This window comes from Chryseobacterium sp. GP-SGM7 (genome assembly GCF_049166575.1).
Taxonomy (GTDB): Bacteria; Bacteroidota; Bacteroidia; order Flavobacteriales; family Weeksellaceae; genus Chryseobacterium.
Genome location: NZ_JBMHFF010000001.1, coordinates 948257 through 966687 on the forward strand (window position 1 = coordinate 948257; position 18431 = coordinate 966687).

An 18431-nucleotide genomic window follows, 5' to 3' on the forward strand; every position below is an offset into this window, starting at 1 on the left:
TCTCCCCTAAATATTAATAAAAATTTTAATCGGACTATACTTTATAAACAAAAGCATTAATATTCATTCCAGCACCAACAGATGCGAATAAAATAATGTCTCCCTTATTGATTGTATGTTCAGGCAATTCATTATCTAAAATCATTGATAATAATGTTGGGATCGTTGCTACACTGCTATTTCCGAGTTTACTGATTACCATTGGCATAATATCGGCAGGTGCAGGCTTATTGTACAGCTGATAAAATCTTTGAACAATAGCTTCATCCATTTTTTCATTTGCCTGATGAATAATGATTTTATCTAACTGATCAATAGAATAGCCACTCTGATCAAAACATTTTTTCATCGCATCAGGAACATTGATGAGCGCAAATTCATAGATTTTGCGACCATCCATTTTAATGTATTTTGTATCTGGAGAATTCTCGGTATTGTAAGATTTTGCAAAATTCAAAAAATCTTTTTCATTTAAAGTATAAGAAGCAGACAAATGCGCCTTTATACCAGAATCATCATCATCATAATTTATTTCCAAAATGACTGCTCCGGCTCCGTCTGCATAAATCATACTGTCTCTGTCATGCACATCAACAACTCTTGAAAGTGTTTCTGCCCCAATTACCAGACATTTTTTTGCAATACCCGCTTTCATGAAAGCATTTGCCTGGATAATTCCTTCAATCCAACCGGGACAACCAAATAATAAGTCGTAAGCAACGCAAAAATTATTTTTTATCTGCAATAAACTTTTCACCCTTGAAGCAAGACTCGGAACCGCATCAGATTGTATAGTTCCAAACTTCACATCTCCGAAATTATGTGCAAATATAATGTAGTCTAAAGTTTCAGGATCAATCCCGGAATTTTCAATTGCTTTTTTAGCGGCAATAAATCCTAAATCAGAAGTTACCTGATTTTCGCTTGCATATCTTCTTTCTTCAATTCCTGTAATTTTTTTAAGTTTATTGGTGATTGAAAAATTATCTTCCTTCAAATTTTCGCCATTTTCATTAAGGAAAATATGCTTGTCAAAAAATAAATTGGTAATGGTCTCTGAGGGTATGTAGTTGCCTACACCGGTAATTTTGCTTTTCATATAAAAAATCTCAGTTCATGAGATATGCTGGAAGTTTTTGGGGTTGTTTTTATCATTTCAGAGATAAAGATAATCTATTCCTAATAAAAAACATTAAGTTTAACTATTTATTGCATCGATTTAACGTTTGGTAATATTGCGTTAATGTGAATTTTTATTATTTTAAATATGTAAATGATTGGTAATGTTGAGCTTAATAATCTTTTTAATCATATTTAAAAGATTTATTTAATTACATATTAAAAATGTTTTGTTTTAGCCGACTGTAAATTTCCCGCAAAAAATCTATACATTTGTCTAATGAATATTTTGAAACTGTTTCTGACAATTTATTTTGTGGTACTATCTGTAGTTCCATGTAATGATGTTCATGTACAGTCTCTTGCTAATTCTAAAGATTCATACAGTATTTTAATTAATTCTGAAGAAAATCATTCCAAAGATCAAGGTGATATTTGTTCACCATTATGCTCTTGCAATTGTTGTCAGATGACGGTTACATCTTTCAAAGTTGAGCCGTTAATGCCTTTAACTAAAAAAACTTCAGAATATTTCTCAAAGAAAATTCATTTTCAGAAAAATGATTTCGCTTATCTGGTGTACGACCAGATTTGGCAACCTCCCAAAATTTAATTTTATTGATTTAATGGAAGATGTTTGTCTTTCAGCCATTTGTCGTGGAAACTTTGCAATACTGTTGCAGGGCATTTCTGTTCATCTTTGTCACTCGTAATTCATTATTTTATGAATTGAGTTTGACTTTCAATAAAATTAAATTCAATGCTAGATAATATCATAAGATTTAGCATCAAAAACAAAATTATCATCGGGATAATGACTTTGATGCTTGTCATTTGGGGTACTTGGAGTGCCACAAAACTACCGATTGATGCCGTTCCGGACATCACCAATAATCAGGTTCAGATTATTACCGTTTGCCCAACTTTGGCAGGACAGGAAGTTGAACAGCTCGTCACTTTTCCCATCGAGCAAAGTATTGCCAATGTTCCGGATATTGAGGAAACAAGAAGTATCTCCCGATTCGGATTATCTGTAATTACAGTCGTTTTTAAGGAAAATGTAGATATTTACTTTGCCCGTCAGTTAATCAGCGAGCAATTAAAACAGGCTTCAGAAGAAATTCCAAAAGGAGTCGGAACTCCCGAAATGGCACCTGTAAGTACAGGTTTAGGTGAAGTTTACCAATATATTCTCCATCCTAAAAAAGGGAGTGAGAAAAAATACAGCAGCAAAGATTTGCGCACCATGCAGGATTGGATTGTCCGCAGACAGCTCAACGGAACGCCCGGTGTTGCAGAAATCAACAGTTTTGGCGGGGAATTAAAACAATATGAAGTTGCCATCGATCCGAACCGCTTAAAAGCAATGGGAATAAGCATTACCGACGTTTTTACTGCTTTAGAAAAGAACAATCAAAATACGGGCGGAGCGTATATTGATAAAAAACCGAATGCTTATTTCATCCGTGGAATAGGGATTGTAACGTCGATTGAAGACATCAAAAATATCGCCGTTAAAAATGAAACAGGAAGCGTCCCGATTTTCATAAAAGATGTTGCCAATGTCGGTTTCGGTCACGCTGTCCGTTACGGAGCTTTAACGTATAATGGTGAGGTTGATGCAGTTGGCGGCGTTGTAATGATGCTGAAAGATGCCAACAGTAACGAAGTCGTTCAAAGAATTAAAGATAAAATTCCAACTATTCAAAAATCACTTCCAAATGATGTGGTGATTGAACCATTTTTAGACCGAACTGATTTGGTGGGAAGAGCCATCAATACCGTAGAAAAAAACTTAATTGAAGGCGCATTAATTGTCATTTTCGTCTTGGTCATTTTCCTCGGAAATTTTCGGGCGGGATTAATTGTTGCTTCAGCAATTCCGCTTTCATTATTGTTTGCGTTGGGAATGATGAATGTTTTTGGAGTGAGTGCCAATTTAATGAGTTTGGGAGCTATTGATTTTGGGTTGATTGTCGACGGAGCTGTAATTATTGTTGAAGCAACTCTGCATCATTTAGGTTTAAGAAAAACCAATAAAATTCTTACTCAATCTGAAATGGATGAAGAAGTTTTCCTTTCTGCATCAAAGATTAGAAGCAGTGCCGCTTTCGGAGAAATTATCATTCTGATTGTTTACATTCCAATTCTGACTTTAGTTGGTGTTGAAGGAAAAATGTTTACACCTATGGCAAAAACAGTCGGATTTGCGATTTTAGGAGCTTTAATTTTATCACTGACTTACATTCCGATGATGAGTGCTTTGTTTTTATCTAAAAAGCCGATAAACAAATCAACTTTCTCAGATAAAATGATGAATAAACTTCAAAATATTTATCAGCCGTTATTAGAAAAAGCGTTGAAAATAAAATATTGGTTTGTAGGAATTACAGTTGCGTTATTTGCCGTTTGTCTTTTACTTTTTAAAAATATGGGCGGCGAATTTATTCCGCGATTGCAGGAAGGAGATTACGCTTTTCACTGCATTCTTCCGCAAGGAAGTTCATTGAGCCAAAGTATTGAAACTTCGATGCAGGCTTCAAGAATCATCAAACAATTTAACGAAGTAAAAATGGTTGTCGGTAAAACCGGAGCTGCCGAAGTTCCGACCGACCCGATGCCACCAGAAGCAAGCGATTTAATTGTTGTTCTAAAACCACAAAAAGACTGGAAAAACAAAAAATCCTACGAAGAATTAGCCGATGAAATCTCTGAAAAACTGGAAAATATTCCAGGAGTTTTCTTTGAAAAAAATCAACCAATTCAGATGCGTTTCAATGAATTGATGACGGGAATCCGACAGGATGTTGCGGTAAAGATTTTTGGTGAAAATTTAGATTCTTTAGCAATTTATGCAGACAAAACAGCCAAAGTGATTCAATCTGTAAAAGGTGCAACTGCGCCACAAATCGAGCGTGTGAGCGGACTTCCGCAAATTAATGTGGAATACGACCGAACAAGAATGGCAAATTATGGTTTGAATATCGAAGACGTCAATAATGCTGTAAGTACTGCGTTTGCAGGAAAATCTGCTGGTCAGGTTTTTGAAAATGAAAGACGGTTTGATCTGGTTGTTCGATTGGACAGTCTGAACCGAACCAATATTGATGATGTGAATAATCTGATGATTTCTACCAATTCCGGTGCGCAAATTCCGCTTTCGCAGGTTGCAAATATCAATTACAAACTCGGTCCTGCACAAATCAGCCGTGAAGCAGGAAAACGAAGAATTGTGATTGGTTTTAATGTAAAAGACCGCGATGTACAAAGTGTTGTAGAAGAAATTCAGCAAAAATTAGATGGAAAGGTCAAGTTGCCTTCCGGATATTATTTTACTTATGGAGGTCAATTTGAGAATCTAAAAGAGGCGAGTGAAAGATTGATGATTGCCGTTCCGATTTCGTTATTATTGATTTTCCTTTTATTGTATTTCACATTTCATTCATTTAAACAGGCGGCGTTGATTTTTACAGCCATTCCTATGAGTGCGATTGGTGGTGTTTTCGCTTTATTGCTCAGAGATATGCCGTTCAGCATCAGTGCCGGAATTGGTTTTATTGCCTTGTTTGGAGTTGCCGTTTTAAATGGAATTGTTTTAATCGGAACTTTCAATCAATTAATTGATGATTTCAGAAAAGCAAATGGCAAATTACAAGATACAAATGATAAAGGACAAACTGGAAATTACAATGAAAAATTGCCCTCTGCTTCCATGGGAAATCTGTATCTTGAAAAAATTGTAATTGAAGGTACAAAAACCCGACTAAGACCGGTTTTAATGACCGCAACAGTCGCTTCATTAGGATTTTTACCGATGGCCATCTCCACGGGAGCAGGTGCGGAAGTTCAGAAACCTTTGGCAACCGTCGTTATCGGGGGATTAGTTACAGCGACTTTTCTCACATTATTCGTTTTGCCGATGTTGTACATTATTTTCAATTCCAAAATCAATTTTAAAAATTTTAAATCTAAAACTTCTACAACAGCAATTATTCTAGGGTTTTTATTTTTGGGACAAACATTTAAAGCGCAACAGGGAAATCCTCTGACCGTGCAACAGGCAACTCAATTGGCTTTGGAAAACAGTTATTTAATGAAATCAAAAGATTTAGATATTCAATCAACTGAAGCTTTAAAACCAACAGCGAAAGAACTTCCGAAAATGAATGTTGATACACAATTAGGACAGTATAATTCCAGAAAATTTGACCAGTCATTTTCAATTTCTCAGACAATTCCGTTTCCTACTTTGTTTAAAGCAAGAAGAGAATTGCTCAATGAGCAAATCAAAGGAAAGCAAATCAACAGAGAGATTTCGGCAAACGAATTGGCAAAACAGGTCAGAACCTATTATTATCAGATTGAATATCTGCAATATAATCATTCAAAACTAAAAAATTTAGACAGTTTGTATAATGATTTTATCAGAATTGCCACGGTAAGATTTAAAGCCGGAGATATTAAGAAAATCGAAATTAATACGGCGGAAACTCAGAAAGGTGAAATTAACCTGTTGCTGAAACAAAATGATGTGTATCTGATGAATGCCTATAAAAATTTAAAAACCATTTTAAATACTTCAGAAGAGATTGCAGTTCCTTTCGACCAAAATTATCAGCCTTTAAAAGCCGATTATGTTTTGGACAGTTCGGCGATTGCAAAACATCCTTTGGTAAAAGCTTTTTATCAGGAAATGGAAATTGCCGAAAAGAATAAAAATGTAGAAAAATCGCAGGGACTTCCAGAATTTACAATTGGTTACACCAATCAATCATTAATTGGTTTTCAAAACGTAAACGGAATGGAGCAGTATTTCAACGGCGGAAACCGTTTTCACTCGGCGACAGTCGGTGTTTCGATTCCTTTGACTTTTGGGGCGGCAAAAGCGAGAATGCAGTCTTTAGATTACCAAAAACAAATGGCGGAATCGAATGCAAAATTTCAGCAAAAACAACTGGAAGCTCAGTTGGAAAATGCTCTAAACCAATATCAGCAAAACGTAAACCAATATGAGTATTACGTAAATCAGGCAATTCCAAATGCTGAGAAAATTACAAAAGCCGGACAATTAGGCTACAAAACCGGAGAAATTTCTTATGTGGAATATCTTTTCGCTTTGCAAACCGCCACCAATATTCAATTAAAATATCTGGAATCTATTCAGCAGGTGAACGAATCTGTTGTTATTATTAATTCAATCATAAATCAATAAAAATGCAAATCAAATATAAAATCATTTCATTACTATTCGTCTCAATTTTCGCCATCAGTTGTGGGAAAAAAGAAGAACCGAAAGGCGAAGTAGAAACCGAGCAAACGGAAGAAAATCACGAAGAAGCTCCACAAACCATCGCAGAATTAACCGAAGAACAAATGAAATCAGTCGGTGTTACTTTAGGAACTATTGAAATGAAAGAACTGACTTCAACCATCAAAGCCAATGGCTTACTGAGAGTTCCGAACAACAAAAAAGCGACTGTAACTTCTTTGTACGGCGGTGTTATTCAGACCATTAAAGTGCAGATTGGAGATTTTGTAAGGAAAGGTCAGGTTTTGGCAACCATTAATAATCCGGAATATATTCAGGTTCAGGAGCAATATTTAACAGTAAACAGCAGAATTTCTTTTGCTGAACAGGAATTCCGAAGACAAAAAGAACTGTTTGACAATGATGCAGGAGCAAAAAAGAATCTTCAGAGTGCAGATTCAGAACTGAAAAGCTTAAGAACTCAGCGAGCTTCGTTGCAGAGACAGTTGCAGTTGATGGGAATCAGTCCGGCGAAAGTAACGAATGGAAATCTACGTTCAGGATTGGTGATTACTTCGCCGATTAGCGGTACAATCAGCAATATCAATGCGCAGATTGGAAGTTATGTAGATGTTTCTTCTCCGGTTTTAGATATTATTGATAACCAATCGATTCATCTTGATTTACAGGTTTTTGAAAAAGATTTACCGAAAATGAAAGTCGGACAAATTGTACATTTTAAATTGACCAATAATCCTGAAACCGAATATGATGCGAAAATTTACAGCATCGGTTCGTCTTTTGAAAACGAAAGCAAAACAATTTCCGTTCACGCCAATGTTACCGGAAATAAAATCGGTTTGATTGACGGAATGAACATTACCGGAATCGTAAGCCTGGATAAAAGTACAACCCCAGCAATTCCCGATGAAGCTATTGTGGAAGCCGATGGGAAATATTATGTTTTTGTTCAGACCAATAAAAAAGCAGAAGAACATAATGAGGAAAAAGGTGAAGCGTATGAAAAAGATTCTAAAACAATGAATTTCGAAAAGATTGAAATCGTGAAAGGCTCTTCTGATATGGGTTATACGGCAATAACTTCGGTAAGCGAAATCAAACCAGAGTCAAAAATTGTAGTGAAAGGGGCATTTTTTGTGAATGCTAAATTGAGCAATTCTGGTGAGCACGGACATTAGTGATTATCTCAATCTAAAATTCTATATTTAAATCTAAATTTGTAAATCTAAATTCGCAGCATGAAAATTTTAATTATTGAAGACGAAAAAGATTTAGCCAAAAGCATATCTGAGTATCTTTCTGAAGAAAATTATCTCTGCGAATTTGCGTTTACTTTTCATCAGGCAATAAATAAAATCAGCACTTATCAATATGATTGCATTATTTTAGACATTATGCTTCCCGATGGAAATGGGTTGGATATTTTGGAAGAATTGCGACGCCAGAATAAGCAAGAAGGTGTTATCATAGTTTCTGCAAAAAATGCTGTAGATGACCGTGTTCATGGGCTTCAGATGGGTGCAGATGATTATTTGTCAAAACCTTTTCATCTTTCTGAATTGATGGCAAGAGTTTTTTCGATTATTCGAAGAAAACAGTTTGATAATTCCAACAAAATACAGAATAATGAGTTACAAATCGATTTATTGGCGAAAACCGTAACGATTAATAATCAGACTATTATTTTAACCAAAAAAGAGTTTGATCTGCTGATTTATTTTATCGGAAATAAAAATAAAGTTATTTCAAAAAGTACTTTGGCAGAACATCTTTCCGGAGATTTTGCAGATATGCTCGATAATCATGATTTTGTCTACGCACATGTAAAAAATCTGAAGAAAAAACTTTATGATGCAGGTTGCGACCATTACTTGAAAACGGTATACGGAACAGGTTACAAATGGGAAAATTAGGATGAAGCCACTTTTAAGCAAAACCACAAGACCTTTTATAATTTATGTTCTGATTGTACTTACGATCAGTGTTCCCGTATATTATTTTGCAGTAGATTTTATTTGGCAGCAAGAGCTGGATGAGCATAATACAATTGTCGCTGAAAAAACTTCCTACGATTTTAATCAGGCCAATATGAATGATGATGAAATTCAACAGAATATTGCGCTTTGGAATAAAATTCAGCCGGGAACAAATATTGAAAAAATTACTAAAAATCAAATTCAGCCGGATTCTATTTTCAGTGTTGAAAAATACAAGCCTTTCTCAGCTGATAAGAAAATTGAACGCTACCGATGTCTGAAAAAGGTTGTTTACATCAAAAATATTCCCTATTTATTCACCATAGAAACCAATATCGAGGAAACAGAAGATACGGTAATGATCATCGGTTTGGTGACAGGGTTTTTCTTTCTGTTGATTGTAACGGGCTTATTTATTTTAAACAGAAGATTATCAAAAACAATCTGGGCTCCTTTCAGGGATACTTTAGAAAAACTAAAAAAATTCAATCTCAATAATCATGATAAAATTGATTTTCTACAAACAGATACCAAAGAATTTGAAGATCTCAACGAGTCGCTCCGAAAACTGATTGATCACAGTGTTTCTGTTTATTCAACCCAGAAAGAATTTACAGAAAATGCCTCTCACGAATTGCAAACGCCTTTGGCAATTCTGAAAAATAAGCTTGATATCTTATTGCAAAACAAAGATTTGACTGAAAGGCAATACCAAATCGCCGAAGACATGAATCTTGCTTTAACCAGAAGTTCCAGAATTAATAAGAACTTACTGCTTTTGGCAAAAATTGAAAATGATCAGTTTGAAAATTCTGATATTCGCCTGGATGAACTTGTCATACAATGTTTGGAAGTACTTCAGGAACATTTTTTACAGAAAAATATTTTAATTGGAAAAACAATCAAATCTAATGTGAAAACTGTGGGAAATTCTTCATTAACAGAGATTTTAATTAATAATCTTCTTATTAATGCAATTCGATACACTCCTAATTCGGGAATCATTAAGATTGAACTCAGCGAAACATCTTTATCTGTCTATAACTCCGGATCAGAAAAATTAAACGTTGATTTGGTTTTCAAAAGATTTTCCAGATTTTCTTCAGATAATAAGGGTAGTGGTCTCGGTTTGGCAATTATAAAAGAAATTTGTAGATTTCAGCAATGGGAGATTTATTATTATTTTGACAATAATTTTCATGTTTTTTCTGTAAAATTCTAAAATTCAATATTTCTTCTAAATTGATAACTAATATAGCCGTTTAAATTAATTATGGAGAAATCAAAAAGAGTTTCAGTTTTTACTAAGAGCCTTTTCAGATCAAGGTTTGCTGCATTTTTCAGTCTTTTAAGTTTATATCTATTACTTTCTTTTATTATTAGGATTTCTTTCCTAATCTGGTCTTCAAAAGATGTAGATTTTAATCTTATGTATATTCTTAGGGCTTTTTTTACGGGGTTTATTTATGATTTTACTGTAGGAATCTTATTTCTGTTTCTGTACGGTTTATATCTTATAATTTTACCTAAAAAATTTATAGGTTCAGCATTTGACAAAGGCTTTACTTATTTTTACCTAACGCTGATTTTCATTATTATTTATTTCAGTCTCTTGGCAGAAATTCCTTTTTGGGATGAGTTTGGTGTACGTTTTAATTTCATTGCTGTTGATTATCTCATTTACACTTATGAAGTTTTTGAAAATATCAACGAATCTTATCCGCTTCCTGTAATTGCTGCTGTATTGGCAGGATTAATCGTGTTTAGCTTTATAGCATTTAGAAAATTAAATATCTTTAAATATACATTTTCAGATAAAATTCCGGTTTCGAAGCGTCTTCTATTTGGACTTCCTTTACTTATTATTTCAGTTTGCCTGGGTTTGATACTTAAAAACAAACAGGCAGATTTTAGTAATAATCTGGTGATAAACGAGCTGGGAAAAAACGGAGCATTTTCTTTTATTTCTGCATTCAGATCAAACGAACTCGATTATGAAACATTTTATCCTAAACTTAAGGATAAAGAAGCGTACGCAATTCTGAAAAAAGATCTTTTGCAGGAAAATCAAAAATTTACAACCGGTAATTACGACGATATTTCCAGATTAACAGCCGGAAATTCTGAGCAAAAACCCAATATTATTTTGGTAACTATTGAAAGTTTCAGCGCAGATTTTCTTGCAGAGTTTGGCAATAAAGATCAGCTAACGCCCAATTATGACCAGTTGTCGAAAGAAAGCATCTTTTTTACCAATTTATATGCAACGGGAACAAGAACTGTGCGTGGAATGGAAGCTCTAACTTTATCTGTACCTCCAACTCCCGGAAACAGTATTGTAAGAAGACCAAATAATGATAATCTTTTTTCGATTTCTACAATCATCAGGTCTAAAAATTATCATCCGTATTTCATTTATGGTGGTGACGGTTATTTTGATAATATGAATAATTTTTTTGGCGGACAAGGTTTTGATATTGTCGATAGAGACAGAGGAAACCCACTTTCTGATCAAATTAAAACTTCAAGATTTCCAATTAAAGATGATGAGGTCAGTTTTGAAAATGCATGGGGAATTTGTGACGAAGATTTGTATAAACAGTCGATAAAATATGCAGATCTGAACCATAAAAAAGGAAAACCTTTCTTTGAATTTGTGATGACGACTTCCAATCACAAACCTTATACTTTTCCCAACGGCAAAATAAATCTTCCGCAAGGAGATAGAAATGCGGCTGTGAAATATACAGATTATGCGCTGGGAAAATTTATTGCTGAAGCAAAAACAAAACCCTGGTTTAAAAATACCGTTTTTGTAATCGTTGCAGACCATTGTGCAAGCAGTGCAGGAAAATGGGAAATCAATATTGCAAAGCATCATATTCCTGCCATTATTTATAACCTGAATCATTCGCCTGAAAAAATCGAAAGATTGACTTCACAGATAGATTTGATGCCAACTGTATTCGGTTATCTGGGTTGGAACTATACAACCTCTTTATTTGGAAAAGACATAAATCAAACTAAAGTGGGCGATGAAAGAGCTTTTTTGGGAAATTACCGAACTTTGGGGATGCTAAAATCGAATGTTTTTACTCAAATTGATGACAGAAAAAGAGTGAAACAGTTCAGGGTTTCCGGAAATGATCAGTCTTTGTCTGAGCTTAAAACAAAAAATAACAGCTTGGTTTCTGAAACTATTTCATATTATCAGACGGCAAGTACAAGATTTAAAAATGGTAAAATGAAAAGCAAATAAATATCTTCAAAAATCTGACAGAAAATAATTAATTGCTAAATGTTTTCTTATTGATTTTTTTCTGTTTTACTTTAAGGATAAAATCAGGAACTTTGGTTATTTCTCCAGCAATTAAATTAATGTTTCTGATTTTCTGTTCGCAGTATACATTGGCAGGAAGAGAAGATTCATCGATAATAACTGTGTAATTTCCTGTCGGTAAAAATGAGGTAAATTTTCCCTCGTCATTTGGGCTGAATCTTTCTATTATTTTGTTGTCTTTCAGTATGTTAAAAAATACTGATGATGTTTTGATATCAAAATCTACAGAAGTTGTCGCATTGTAATCTAAAAACAATTCGCCTGTTAAAGTACCGTTCTGATGTAACGGAATAGTGAGTGGATAAGTGTATTTATCAAGATCTAATTTCTGCTCATCGTAGTACCAACCCTGTTGAATCAGCTGTTTCAGCTCAAAATTACCAAAAGGAATATCTTTATATAGTGCATTTCCGGAATCGTCTGTTTTCAGCACGACATTATTGATGCTGACAATGTAATCATGAGCAGGTTTTTCTTCCGGATCGAAAATATTATTGTTGTTTTTATCGTAAAAAGTAAAGATTTGAATTTTCCCTTTTTTACCTGAATCTAAAGATGCTTTTTTAAGATTAAAAGTAATTCCTATTTCCATTGTCAGGATATTGCTCGTTAACGAACCTACAGCATAATTATACCATGAAGAATTTAAAAATGCTGCAAATTTTTTTGTATTATATTTGGCATTAATAAAGCCTGAAGGAGCTTTTCCGTAAATCATATCTTCTACATAAGAAATCCCTGTATTTACGCTGAGTTTTTGCTTTAAAAACTGCTCGTTATAAAATAATGACAGAGAAAGTTTTTTGTAATCTTCATTTTTATTGATTTGATAGGCAAAGGCATATTCTGAAAGATAATAGCTTCCTTTTTGATAAATAGCATTGAAATTCAGTTTCCTAAAACTGTAGTTTGCATTAAACCTGAGCTGAAACTGCGGGTTTTCCTGAAGCGGATATTGCGAAATCCCGTTTTCAAGAGAAACTAAAGCTGTTTGTCTGGTTTTATAATTAGACCAGGTAAGCGATTCTACCAATCGATGGGCGCTAAACTGTTTGGTTTCTTCACTTTGCCAGTTACCGAAGAAGTTGTTGTAACTATTGGATGATTCGTTTTGATATTGGTAACTGAGACCAAAATTCAGCTTTTTAATTGATGGGAATTTTATACCGGTTTCATACCTTACGTTTTCAGAAATTTGTATTCTGTCAAAATAAAAAAATCTTGGTGTAAAATTGGAATAACTAAAACTCGTGAAAATATTATAATCTCCTAAATTTTTTGAAATATTTTGCTGAAGTTGTGCACTTCCACGCCTGTTTCCAGGAAAATAATCAGAGCTGTAAAAATAATTACCACTGATGTCGAATGCTTTTATTGCTCCTTTATAGTTAGTTTCTAATGCCAGAGAAGGTTTTAACACGTCTCGTAATTCATAAGAGCTTAAACCGGCATTTAGTTTACCGTTAAATGTCCATATTTTATTTAAAGCATAATTTCCTTCAGTTCCTAAGATGTGATGTTTAGCTTTTTCGAAAGGATCATATCTGTAAATGTACGCAGCAGAGATATTTTTGTTATCGTTATTGGTATTCAGGCTTCCTTTGGTGAAGAAGCCATAACCATTTTTCAGAAAAGCATTTTTTTCAATAAGATTGAAATTTTGATCTACAATCCCTATTTCTATCCGTTTACTGCTTCCAAAATTATGGCTGTATTCTGCACCTCTTCCCGAAAGTGTAGTTTCAAACATTTTACTGATCGATCCTACATTATAAAAGTTGTCTCCCTGATAAAAGCTGATATTTGTATTGGTAAGAATAGGCAGTTGCTGGTTGCTGAATAAGGATGCGTTGCCATTCATTACAAGATATCCGGAAGGAAGATTAAAACCTCCTGAACCATAAACTTGATACATATTCAAATTTTGCCCTACTCTTCGGTAAGAAGTTGTGATTTCGTTTCTTAAAGGGTCTGTAATATTGCCATACTGTGCTTCCTGAAATTTTTGTATGCTTGATATATTCTGAACCGTAATACTTGTTGTATTGAAAATTTCCTTTTCGGGATTTCTAAAACCGGAGATGTTTATTGTATAATTTGCAATATCCGAAAGACTCTTTGAAGGTTGATAACTAAACGTAAAAATAGAATCTTTTTTCACATCTATTACCGCTTGCTGCTCAATAAAAAAATTGCCTTTGTCAGGATCGGGAAATTTACAGACTAAAGTAATGTTTTGAGCAATATTTCCGGTATTCAATACACGTACTTTTACAGAAATAGGTTCATTTGTAGTATTTCTGAAAATAATTGGTGAAAGTGAAGTCATGCTCAGATTATTATCAACTTCTATAATGTTGTTGGTGATCTGTTCAGCAATAATATTACCGATTTGATCTACAAGTTGAATTTTAATATCAGAACTTCCTGCTTTGACGTTGTTATCTTCTATTATTCTTAAAGGAATATATTTCTTCTCACCTTTTTGTAGATTTACAGGAATCTGCAGGCCTGAAATGGCTTTGTAACCATCGGGTAAAATAGGGTGGAGATTTCCTGAAAAAGTTTCTAAACCAGTATTTTGCAGTGCAACAACGATATTGATTAATCTTGATTTTGAAGCATTGCTATCCTTCTCGATTTCCATTTTTACAGGAAACTGATTGGTTTGTGCATTAATTTTAAAAAAATACAGCACCAAAAAAACAGAAAACAGAATTTTATTTCCGCAACTAAAAATCATCAGAAAAATTATTGGGGAGTGATTTCATACTGCAAAGTGGTAGAGTACTCTCCGGGTCTGGCGTTGATCAATTGTTGATCCTGAGCTAACGAAAAATAAATAAGATCATAATTAAAGGTCGTATTATGGCTTGTATTTCCTTTGGCTAAAATCTGGCTTGTAGATGATAATGTAAGTGGATAGACAGTCTGAGTTCCCTGTGATAAAGGCTGTAGTCTCAGATGAATCGCAGAAATAGGAATTGTATATCCCAAAGGTGAAGTAAGATTATTTTGAAGCGCACGGACTTTAATCTGAAAATTGGTATTCGTATTTACTTTTAAACCATTAGGATAGTTAATACTGTTTCCGTCATTATAATCCTGCATACTGTCAAATTCCAATGTACCATTTGCAGCGTTTGAATTTATAATTAAAGACATTTCCTGTGTTGTAGGCGGAGTTCCGGAAAGCGTACCGATATGAAACTGAAAAGTATGGGGTATTCTGCCAATGATATTGTTATTTTGATCATAAGCCGTAAATTCTACTGTTGCATAAAAACGAGTCCATGCCGGATATGTTCCGAGATAAGCTCCTCCCATGAGAGTAACAGCAAATTTTAATGATAAATAGTAGTATGCATTTGGTGAGGAAGATGCATTGTATAGTGGTGCATTTGATTGAGGAACTAAAAAAGCTTCTACATTTTCCTGTAAAAAAACATTTGAAGGTGCGCCGATTTGAGCTATTGATGGAGGAGGACCAGGAACTGCCTGTCCTGTAGCAGATACTGGATGGAAAGAAACTTTATTTCCGGGAATAGTATATTGACCGTTTTCAGAAATTATATTTTGCTGAAGTTTTGCCGAAAGTCTCCAATGAGGAATATTAAAATTTCCGTTACCTGAAAAAGTGACTGTATAGGCATCCGGATTAGTATTACCGTTGTAATTGTTAACCTGCATATAGCTGTTGGTCCATGAGCTTACAGAAACCTGAGCTTTTGATATAAAAATAAAAATCAGAAAAAAAACAGTGTAGTACTTACTCATAATTAAAATTCAGTTCTGCCATTTCCAGAGTATTATCGTCTCCGTTATCAATTAAAACAGATAAATTGTAAGCACCTTTTTCGGTTAAATCTTTCACGGGAATGCTTAATTTTCTAATATTTCCCGGAAGCGTATAAAATACTACAGGATCTACTGCAATTTTTTTTCCGGTAGTTGTATTGATAAGGTCGGTAGTGATTTTTCCGTCAGTCCACAATTCAGATTGATTTTCAAACTGCAGATTAATGATTTTTTTTGCGGTATCGAATTTTAAATCCTTGATTTCTATCTTTCTCAGAGAAGTTTCTGGTTTCTTATGAAAAATTTTAATTCCTGATTTTACGCTTACTTTTATTTTCGCACCTGTATTATCTGTTCCGTCTACAGGGTTCATCTGGCTCACAAAAAGTACGGCAGTATGTGCAGCAAGCTCGTCTTTAGAGACTGTAGGTACAGTAAGAGTTACATTTAATTCCTTCCTTTCTCCGGGTGCAAGACTGAAATATGCATCTTCTTTGTTGATACTTATCCACTGTGAGCAGGAGTTTTTTAAAGTATTTGCGGGTTGCATTATATTTTCTCCTTTTTCATCATATTCCCAATCGCCTAAGCTTACAGCGAGATCCAGCGTATGTTTTACGCTGACATTGGTTACTGTAATTTTTTGTGTACTACTGCTACCGGGAATAGTTTCAAAATAAACTCTTGGCGGAGACACCGAAATACCGGTTTGCGCATGGATCCGGATAATGAGAAAGCAGAAAAGTAAAGCAAATTTTTTCATATCAGTTCTATTTATGACAAAAGTGTCACAAAAATTATTGTGACACTGTATCATCATATCAGTTTTCAAATATATTATGCACTCACAATAGTGTAAACCAAAGTAGCTTTATAAGTAGAAGGGTTTTGGTTTGGCACATAGTTATCAATGTATGCGTTTGCTCCTGAACCTGTATATTTTACACTTACACTTTTGTTAACAGCACCGCTAGATGAAGAAACCAAAGTAGTTTCAGTTGCAGAAAGTGCTAAATCTTGTTGGTAAGTTGCATTGCTTAACGCCTGTGAACCTGCAGAAGAAGAAAGCTTAACAGTGCTTACTGCCATAGTCTTACCGTTAAGTTGCATGTTTGCTTCAGTTGCTTTTACTTTCACCTGAAATCCACCTGTGCTGTAAATCGTCAAGTGATCATCGTTTGTCTTGCTTACCCCATTTTGGTAATCTGCTGTAGTAGCATATTCAAGATTTACGGTTTTCTGTTCTTCCTTTACAGTTAAAGTCTGGATTGGTTTAAGAATAACGTTTAAAGTAACGTTTTGAGCTTTAGAACTTGCAAAAGCTACTAGAGCTAATGCTGTAAATAAAAATTGTTTCATGTTATCAATCAGTTTTAATTAGATGATTATCTATTCTTTTCGAGTGCAAAGATATATGTCATTTAGAGATTGAGATTTGCAAAAACACGCTTATTTTTTGTGAATTTTTACAAAAATGAGTAGACGACACTGTATTCGATGTAATGAATAGTGTTTTTAATAAGAATATCTTACCCCTGAAAATGCTTTTTAAGTGAAAAAGCAACTGAAAACTGGTGTTTTCTCTGATAGATAAAAAAGGTTACCGGATTTATCAATTAACTTAATAAATCCAGTGACCACTGAAAACTGATGATGAAAAGTTTATTAATATGATTGAATGTATTGATTGAAAAGAATAGATTTAATACTAATAAAAACTTTTAAAACTTTGTGATTTGGTGTTCTTGTATTTTATGATACTGATTGATTTTTATCTGTTTTCATTTATTTATACTACAAATGTAATCAGTAGAAATACGTAATACAATTTAGTGTGGGTTTGATTTAATAATTTTTACGTAAAAATTTATAAATATATACGTAATATTATTTTATATATAATTGAAATTCAGATATTTATGTTTTTTGTATTGACAAACAATTACAAATAAAAATTGCTCTATAAAATAGAGCAATTTTTATTATTTATGATAAAATAATGATGTAATCTGATGAAAATTAACCAGCCAGTTCTCTCATATCCGATGGTTTTTTCCCACTGTGCTTTTTCACAAAATTGGTGAAATTACCCTCATCCTTAAAACCTAAATCGAATGCAATTTCAGATAAAGTATTGTTAGAAAATTTAATTGCCTTTTCACATTCAAAAGTTATTTTCTCAATAATCATTTGCTTCGCAGATTTTCCGTAAACAAATTCTGTCATGTCGGTAAGTTTTCTGCTTGATACCCGCAGTTCACCTGCGTAATAGGAAACCTTCTTTTCTTTTTTATAATCTCTTTGGAGAATCACAGTAAATCTATTGACCAAACTTACAGAATGGAGATGTTCTTCTTTGGGGTCATTTTGATGATCAATATGAAGATGAGCATCAAGAATTAAACTCTCAATAGCATTATGAGCGGCGGAAATAAAAAATTTTTCCTGATCTACAGCAGAGAATTTTCTGAGTCTTTCGATTAAAATAATCTTATTATATTCATTATTTCCAAAATATGGTGCGACAAAAATGTGAGATTTAAAATTGAAAAATAGATTTGAATTTAAAAAAATACTGTCCTTGGAAGTTTTATCAAAAAATTCTTTAGAAAAAACAATTGCGTAAATTTCTTTACCGGAAGCATTTCCAAATTCTACATTTTTCTGAGGGCCTATAAATACAGAGTTTCCACCAGAAATATGATATTTTTTATTCTCAACAGTAATATCGAGATCTTCACCAATTAAGAAAATAGAAAAATAATCTGATGTATTAAATTTTCTTGAAAAATTGTTACGCTCAATTATTTCGGAAACAAGATTTATACTAAACCCATTTTTTTTTAATTCATCGAATACTTTAAACATTGTGTGAGTGGAGTGTTTTTATAATAATATTCGTCAAAAATAAGCAATTATAAAATATAAT

12 protein-coding genes are annotated in these 18431 nt (G+C 33.6%); 6 read left to right on the forward strand and 6 right to left on the reverse strand.

Features of this window, described 5'->3' with window-relative positions; translation table 11 throughout:
- Positions 1-34: 34 nt before the first annotated feature.
- Positions 35-1099 (reverse strand): 3-oxoacyl-ACP synthase III family protein, encoded by a 1065-nt coding sequence (locus ACOOWA_RS04250; RefSeq protein WP_421373424.1) that lies wholly within the window; start codon positions 1097-1099, stop codon positions 35-37.
- A 300-nt stretch (positions 1100-1399) separates the two neighbouring features.
- On the opposite strand from ACOOWA_RS04250, the gene ACOOWA_RS04255 reads away from it, so the two are divergent.
- From ACOOWA_RS04255 to ACOOWA_RS04280, 6 genes are all read left to right on the forward strand, one after another.
- The gene (locus ACOOWA_RS04255; protein ID WP_421373425.1) at positions 1400-1732 is read left to right on the forward strand and encodes a DUF6660 family protein; all 333 of its coding nucleotides are present in this window, start codon (positions 1400-1402) and stop codon (positions 1730-1732) included.
- A gap of 147 nt (positions 1733-1879) precedes the next feature.
- Positions 1880-6331, forward strand: coding sequence for a CusA/CzcA family heavy metal efflux RND transporter (locus ACOOWA_RS04260; protein ID WP_421373426.1), 4452 nt, complete (start codon positions 1880-1882; stop codon positions 6329-6331).
- Positions 6332-6333: 2 nt separating this feature from the next.
- Positions 6334-7566: an efflux RND transporter periplasmic adaptor subunit gene (locus tag ACOOWA_RS04265; protein WP_421373427.1), complete on the forward strand. Its 1233-nt coding sequence runs from the start codon at positions 6334-6336 to the stop codon at positions 7564-7566.
- Between the two features lie 60 nt (positions 7567-7626).
- A complete protein-coding gene (locus ACOOWA_RS04270; protein ID WP_421373428.1) occupies positions 7627-8301 on the forward strand; it encodes a response regulator transcription factor in 675 nt (224 codons plus the stop codon).
- 1 nt (position 8302) lies between these two features.
- Entirely contained in the window at positions 8303-9586 is a 1284-nt protein-coding gene (locus tag ACOOWA_RS04275; RefSeq protein WP_421373429.1) for an ATP-binding protein, read from the forward strand.
- 51 nt (positions 9587-9637) lie between these two features.
- Positions 9638-11623 carry an LTA synthase family protein gene (locus ACOOWA_RS04280; protein ID WP_421373430.1) on the forward strand — a complete coding sequence of 662 codons (1986 nt, stop codon included), beginning with the start codon at positions 9638-9640 and terminating at the stop codon, positions 11621-11623.
- 28 nt (positions 11624-11651) lie between these two features.
- Here ACOOWA_RS04280 and ACOOWA_RS04285 read toward each other — a convergent pair whose 3' ends face one another.
- From ACOOWA_RS04285 to ACOOWA_RS04305, 5 genes are all read right to left on the reverse strand, one after another.
- Positions 11652-14447 (reverse strand): hypothetical protein, encoded by a 2796-nt coding sequence (locus ACOOWA_RS04285; protein ID WP_421373431.1) that lies wholly within the window; start codon positions 14445-14447, stop codon positions 11652-11654.
- 8 nt (positions 14448-14455) lie between these two features.
- Entirely contained in the window at positions 14456-15481 is a 1026-nt protein-coding gene (locus ACOOWA_RS04290; RefSeq protein ID WP_421373432.1) for a hypothetical protein, read from the reverse strand.
- Positions 15474-16265, reverse strand: coding sequence for a molecular chaperone (locus ACOOWA_RS04295; RefSeq protein ID WP_421373433.1), 792 nt, complete (start codon positions 16263-16265; stop codon positions 15474-15476). The genes ACOOWA_RS04290 and ACOOWA_RS04295 overlap by 8 nt, the downstream gene beginning before the upstream one ends.
- A 74-nt stretch (positions 16266-16339) precedes the next feature.
- On the reverse strand, positions 16340-16861 hold the full coding sequence (locus ACOOWA_RS04300; RefSeq protein WP_421373434.1) for a hypothetical protein: 522 nt from the start codon (positions 16859-16861) through the stop codon (positions 16340-16342).
- Between the two features lie 660 nt (positions 16862-17521).
- Positions 17522-18370, reverse strand: a complete 849-nt coding sequence (locus ACOOWA_RS04305; RefSeq protein ID WP_421373435.1) for a helix-turn-helix domain-containing protein — start codon at positions 18368-18370, stop codon at positions 17522-17524.
- Positions 18371-18431: the final 61 nt, after the last annotated feature.

Bases quoted from the DNA above. Each gene is read 5' to 3' on its own strand.
- ACOOWA_RS04250 (WP_421373424.1), bottom strand. From the start codon at position 1,099: ATGAAAAGCAAAATTACCGGTGTAGGCAACTACATACCCTCAGAGACC.
- ACOOWA_RS04255 (WP_421373425.1), top strand. From the start codon at position 1,400: ATGAATATTTTGAAACTGTTTCTGACAATTTATTTTGTGGTACTATCT.
- ACOOWA_RS04260 (WP_421373426.1), top strand. From the start codon at position 1,880: ATGCTAGATAATATCATAAGATTTAGCATCAAAAACAAAATTATCATC.
- ACOOWA_RS04265 (WP_421373427.1), top strand. From the start codon at position 6,334: ATGCAAATCAAATATAAAATCATTTCATTACTATTCGTCTCAATTTTC.
- ACOOWA_RS04270 (WP_421373428.1), top strand. From the start codon at position 7,627: ATGAAAATTTTAATTATTGAAGACGAAAAAGATTTAGCCAAAAGCATA.
- ACOOWA_RS04275 (WP_421373429.1), top strand. From the start codon at position 8,303: ATGAAGCCACTTTTAAGCAAAACCACAAGACCTTTTATAATTTATGTT.
- ACOOWA_RS04280 (WP_421373430.1), top strand. From the start codon at position 9,638: ATGGAGAAATCAAAAAGAGTTTCAGTTTTTACTAAGAGCCTTTTCAGA.
- ACOOWA_RS04285 (WP_421373431.1), bottom strand. From the start codon at position 14,447: ATGATTTTTAGTTGCGGAAATAAAATTCTGTTTTCTGTTTTTTTGGTG.
- ACOOWA_RS04290 (WP_421373432.1), bottom strand. From the start codon at position 15,481: ATGAGTAAGTACTACACTGTTTTTTTTCTGATTTTTATTTTTATATCA.
- ACOOWA_RS04295 (WP_421373433.1), bottom strand. From the start codon at position 16,265: ATGAAAAAATTTGCTTTACTTTTCTGCTTTCTCATTATCCGGATCCAT.
- ACOOWA_RS04300 (WP_421373434.1), bottom strand. From the start codon at position 16,861: ATGAAACAATTTTTATTTACAGCATTAGCTCTAGTAGCTTTTGCAAGT.
- ACOOWA_RS04305 (WP_421373435.1), bottom strand. From the start codon at position 18,370: ATGTTTAAAGTATTCGATGAATTAAAAAAAAATGGGTTTAGTATAAAT.